Raw genomic sequence first — 3744 nt, 5'->3', positions numbered from 1 at the left:
AACCGGTCAAAAGCATCAAACCCGGTGGTGGTCGTGCTGCCACCCGCGGTCCGCGCCGTCAACGTCCCCCGCGGGGTGTAGGTGTAGGTCGCGGTCCCGTCCGAGAGCAGCCGGTTCCGCTCGTCGACACTCGCCGCCGCACCGTTCACCGACGTGCGGTTACCCGCCGCATCCCAGCCGTACGTCGTGGTCGCCCCACCCGGGCCGGTCCAGGAGACCAGCCGGTTCGACCGGTCATAGCCGTAACTCTGGTTCCCCGACCCGGACAGACCCGACGGAGACAACGTCTCGGTCAGCCGGTTGTCGTTGCTGTCGTAGCCGTAGGTCGCCGCCCGCAACGTCCCACCCGGACCGGTCAGAGTGTCCGTCGTCGTCCGACCCAGATCGTCATAACCGAACGTCCGGACCGCCCCACCCGACGCATACGTCACCGAGGTCAGCTGACCGGCATCGTCATACACCAGGCCGCGGGTACCACCCGTGGCCGCACCCGTCGTCGACGTCAGATCATCCCGGGCGTCATAGCCGAACGACGACACCCCGGCCGCGTCCGTCCGCGACACCATCCGACTCGAACCGTCATAACCGAACGACGCACTGCCCGCCGGCCCCGCACTACCCGTCAACAGATCCCGGTCGTTATAGGTGAACGACACACTGCCCGACGGATGGTTCACCGACGTCACCCGGCCGGCCAGGTCATAGCCGACCGACCGCGACGCCGCCGCCGCACCCCCACCCGACCCGGACTCGGCGGTCAGCCGGCCCAGCGCGTCGAACGTCCGCGCCCGGGTCACCCCACCCGGCGCCAGCACACCCACCGGCAGCCCACCGGCGTCGTAGGACCTGAGTTCGGTCACCCGCCCATTTTCGATCATGGTGTAGTACGTTGACCTGGGGCGATGGGTGCCTGGTGGGTGGTTATGAGGCACTAATTGGTGCTCTACGGTGTGGTCGTGGCCTGGATTCGGCGGGTGCGGACGGCGCCGGGGGCGACGGCTGTGCAGATCGCCGAGTCGGTCGGGGGCCGGCGGCGGATCGTCGCGCATGTGGGTTCGGCGCATACCGAGGCCGAGCTCGGGGTGCTCATCGCGCGGGCCCGGGAACTGTTGGAGGCTCCGGGCCAGGGCGAGCTCGGGGTCGAGCCGGTCGCGGTGAGGACCCCGCTGCTCGGCAAGGCCGGCCCTGCCCCGGCGGTTCTGTTCGACGTGGCCGTGGAACCACCGCGTGGGCGGGTGGCGGTCGCTGGGCCGCGGGTGGTCGCGACCGGCTCGCGGGTGCTCTACGACGTGCTCGTCTCGGTGTTCACGTCGTTGGGGTTCGACGCCCCGGGCGACGAGGTGTTCCGGGACCTGGTGATCGCCAGGCTGGTCGAGCCGACGTCGATCCTGGACACCGGCAGGGTGCTGGTGGACCTCGGCGCCACGCCGGCGAGTGAGAAGACGATGCGCCGTACTCTGCTGCGCGCCCAGCGGGACGGCTACCGCGACCAGTCCGCGGGGCTGTGTTTCGCCCACGCCGGGGCCGCTGGTGATGTCTCGCTGTGTCTCTACGACGTGACCACGCTGTACTTCGAGGCCGAGAAAGAGAACGAACTGCGCCGGGTCGGCTACTCCAAGGAACGCCGCGTCGACCCACAGATCGTCGTCGGGCTACTCGTCGACCGGTACGGGTTCCCGCTCGAGATCGGCTGCTACGAGGGCAACCGGGCCGAGACCGCGACGATCCTGTCGATCGTCCGCCAGTTCAAGAACCGTCACGGCCTGGAGAACCTGGTCGTGGTCGCCGACGCCGGCATGCTCTCGGCGGGCAACCTGCGCGACCTCGACGAGGCCGGGTTCGGGTTCATCGTCGGCCCCCGGGTCACCAAGGCGCCGATCGATCTGGAGTCCCACTTCCGCTGGTACGGCGACGCGTGCACCGACGGGCAGATCATCGACACGATCACTCCCAGAAAGGGCCGCAACCGGGACAACGACGTTGCGGTGAAGGCCGGGCCCGTCTGGGACCGGGAACAGCACCCCGCGTCGTGGCGGGCGGTCTGGGCCTACTCCGCCAGACGCGCCGCCCGCGACACCAGGACCCTCACCGCCCAGGAGAACCGCGCCCGCGCCGTCGTCGGGGGAGAAAAGACCGCGCGCACCCCGAGATTCGTCACGGTCAAAGGCAACGCCACCACCCTCGACGAGGCCAGCCTCGCCCGCGCCCGCCGACTCGTCGGCCTCAAGGGCTACGTCACCAACCTCCCGGTCACCGTCCTGACCACCCACGAGGTCATCGCGAACTACCACAACCTCCGGCACGTCGAGCAGTCGTTCCGGATGTCCAAGACCGACCTCGCCGCCCGGCCCATGTTCGTACACACCAAAGACGCGATCGACGCCCACCTGACCATCGTGTTCACCGCGCTCGCCGTCGCCCGCGCCATCCAGAACCGCACCGGCCTCGCGGTCCGCAACGTCATCCGACAGCTCCGCCCACTCCGCTCCGCGACCATCGCGATCAACGGCGCCATCCAGACCTTCCCACCCGAACTCGACCCCGAACGCAGAACCCTGCTCGACGCCCTCACGGGCAAGGCACTAACCAAATGACCGAACTCAGGCGTGGTCGCGGTGCTGGCCTTCGGCCTGGGCCAGAGTGAACGGGCTGTCGGTGAACACCGTGTGGTAGCGCCAGGCGGTGAACAGCTCCCCCTGGCCAGCCGCCGCCTTGCGGTTGAGGTCTTTGACCCGGCGTACGACGAGGCGGCCGTCGGTGCGGTGTGCTCGGCTGGAGGCGAACGCGGTGTAGGGCACCTCGGCGATCTGCGCGTCCGAGATCCACTGGCCGGTCTGTTCGTCCCAGATCGCGCGGGGGTAGCGGATCGGTGTCCAGGCATCGTCGCCGATCGCGGCGACCGTCCGCGCACTCTTGCGGTCGAGTGGGGTGGTGATGGAGAAGTGGGCGCCGCCACGGCGGCAGGCCGCCACGACCGCCCCGGAGTAGAACGCCGAGTCCATCCGCACGAGCAGAGTTCCGGTGGCGCCGGTCTGGCGGGCGGTGGTGACGGTCTCGGCGACGAACGACGCCGCGCCGCGGGCGGAGCCGGCGTTGCCGCCGCGCAACCGTGTGGCGGCAACGACCGGTGCCGCGGTCGGGGTGGACAGTGTGCCGACCAGCGCGTTCAGCCCGCGGACCAGCAGCGATTTTCCTGCGATTGTGGTGTGGCCGAACGCGGCGCCCTGCTTGGCCGGGCCGTAGACCCGCCGCTGGCAGGAGTCGACGTCGACGAACGCCAGCACGTCGGCACCAGACAGCGACGGCGCCTGGGCGGCCAGACCCGCCCGCAGCAGCCGGTTGACCTTGCCCAGCTGGCGGACGTTGCCCCAGTCCAACGCCCGCAGGAACGACCCGAGCGTCGAAGGGGCGCGGACTCCGCCGAACAGGTCGCCCACCGCGCCGTGGCGCAGCAGTCCCATGTCCTCGATGGAGTCGGCGCCGGCGAGCATGTCAGCGACCAGGCACCCCACCTTCGCCGGGGCGTTGACGCCCTTGGGGTCGGCCGGTCGTAGGTGTTCGGTGACCAGCTCGGGCAGGCCGGCGCGTTCGCCCAGCCGCATCACCGGGACGAGTCCCGCGCAGGCGATCAGGTCAGGGTCGTCGAACCGGACGTGGGTCCTCGAGGCCGCATGCAACAATCGCACGTGCGAAGTGCCCTCTCGATCGGGTGGACGGAAGCGTAGAGAACTCCCATCCTCCCAG

2 protein-coding genes and 1 pseudogene are annotated in these 3744 nt (G+C 69.9%); 1 reads left to right on the top strand and 2 read right to left on the bottom strand.

The annotated features are described in order from the left end of the window. Nucleotides 1-860 (bottom strand): annotated as a pseudogene (locus NBW84_RS22825) (RHS repeat protein); the annotation flags it as partial. 96 nt (nt 861-956) lie between these two features. On the opposite strand from NBW84_RS22825, the gene NBW84_RS22820 reads away from it, so the two are divergent. Next, the gene (locus NBW84_RS22820; protein WP_250287295.1) at nt 957-2594 is read left to right on the top strand and encodes an IS1634 family transposase; all 1638 of its coding nucleotides are present in this window, start codon (nt 957-959) and stop codon (nt 2592-2594) included. A gap of 6 nt (nt 2595-2600) precedes the next feature. Here NBW84_RS22820 and NBW84_RS22815 read toward each other — a convergent pair whose 3' ends face one another. Next, a complete protein-coding gene (locus tag NBW84_RS22815; protein ID WP_250287292.1) occupies nt 2601-3686 on the bottom strand; it encodes an IS1380 family transposase in 1086 nt (361 codons plus the stop codon). Nucleotides 3687-3744 lie beyond the last annotated feature (58 nt).

The sequence above is a fragment of the Protofrankia sp. CiP1_Cm_nod2 genome, assembly GCF_920664355.1.
Classification (GTDB): domain Bacteria; phylum Actinomycetota; class Actinomycetes; order Frankiales; family Frankiaceae; genus Protofrankia.
This window is presented reverse-complemented; position numbering and strand designations above follow the sequence as displayed.